Genomic DNA, 1,066 nt, shown 5'->3' with positions numbered 1-1,066 from the left:
GGTGCGGGCGGGTCAGCGCTTGCGGGCCGTCAGCCGGCCGACGACGACGCCGGCGGCCGCGGCCCCCGCGACCGGCACCGCGCGCAGCAGCCGGCCCAGCGTCATCAGCTTGGCCAGGCCCACCGCCCGGCCCGGCAGCGCCGCCACCTGGCCGCCGGCCTGCGCCGCGCCCTTGCGGACGCCTTGCGCCGTGCCCTTCGCGGCGCCCGCGGCGCCTTCAGCGGTGCCCTTGGCACCCTTGGCCGCGCCTTCCTTGGCGCCCTTCGCGGCCGACGCGCCGCCCTTGGCACCGGCGCCCTTGGCCGTGCCACTCGCACCCTTGGCCGCACCGCCCGCGCTCTTGGCGGCGCCTCCGGCGGTCTTGCGCGCGGTGCCCGCGCCCGCCTTGCCGGCCTTGCCGGTCTTGGCCGTGGAACCGCCGCCGGCGGCCGCGCTCCCGTTCGCCTTGCCGGGCCCGTCCCCGGTCACCGAGGGGGTATCCATCGTGATTCCTTCCATCGGGGGGCTTACCGCCCGGCGCGCCGCCCCGCGCCGTAGCGGCTCAGGGGACGCGAAACCGGGCCACTACAGCGCCTACCCCGACTGACACGCGCAAACATGCGCCCGCCGTCCGAGGCGGCACGGGGCGGGCAACCGCGTGCCGCCCGTCCCGGCCAGGTTGATCGCCGGGCGCCGGCGGGGCAGGCTGTGAGACCGGCCACCGGGCCCGGCCCGCCCCCGGCCGCATCCGCGTCCCAGGAGGGAGGGGCACCGTTGGACCGCCGGCTCCCCCGCGCCCGCACCGCCTTCATCGCCGCCGCCGTCCTGCTCGCCGCGGTCGCCGCCGTCGCGGTGGGCACGTCCTCCGCCCCGCCCGGCGCGGCGCCGCCCGCCCGCGTCCTGTCCGGCTACGAGACCGCCGCCCCCGGCAACGCCATCGACCGCGACTGCGGCTTCAGCGCCGCGCTGCCCGGCGCGCCCGGCCGCGCCCTCTGGCTGTTCTGCGACACGGTCTGGAAGGGCGCCCGGCCCGGCCTGTGGCTCGGCACCACCGCCGCCACCGGCCCCGCCGTCCCCGGCCGCGTCC

2 protein-coding genes are annotated in these 1,066 nt (G+C 80.3%); one reads left to right on the top strand and one right to left on the bottom strand.

The genetic code is table 11. The annotated features are described in order from the left end of the window. Window positions 1-12 precede the first annotated feature (12 nt). A complete protein-coding gene (locus E1289_RS37705; protein ID WP_131988978.1) occupies window positions 13-483 on the bottom strand; it encodes a hypothetical protein in 471 nt (156 codons plus the stop codon). Between the two features lie 270 nt (window positions 484-753). On the opposite strand from E1289_RS37705, the gene E1289_RS37700 reads away from it, so the two are divergent. Continuing rightward, the coding region (locus E1289_RS37700) for a hypothetical protein (protein WP_207929424.1) at window positions 754-1,066 on the top strand (313 nt) is incomplete at its 3' end.

This window comes from Actinomadura sp. 6K520 (genome assembly GCF_004349245.1).
Classification (GTDB): domain Bacteria; phylum Actinomycetota; class Actinomycetes; order Streptosporangiales; family Streptosporangiaceae; genus Spirillospora.
This window is presented reverse-complemented; position numbering and strand designations above follow the sequence as displayed.

What these genes read in the sequence shown, in the direction of transcription:
- E1289_RS37705 (WP_131988978.1), bottom strand. Translation starts at nt 483, where the DNA reads ATGGATACCCCCTCGGTGACCGGGGACGGGCCCGGCAAGGCGAACGGG.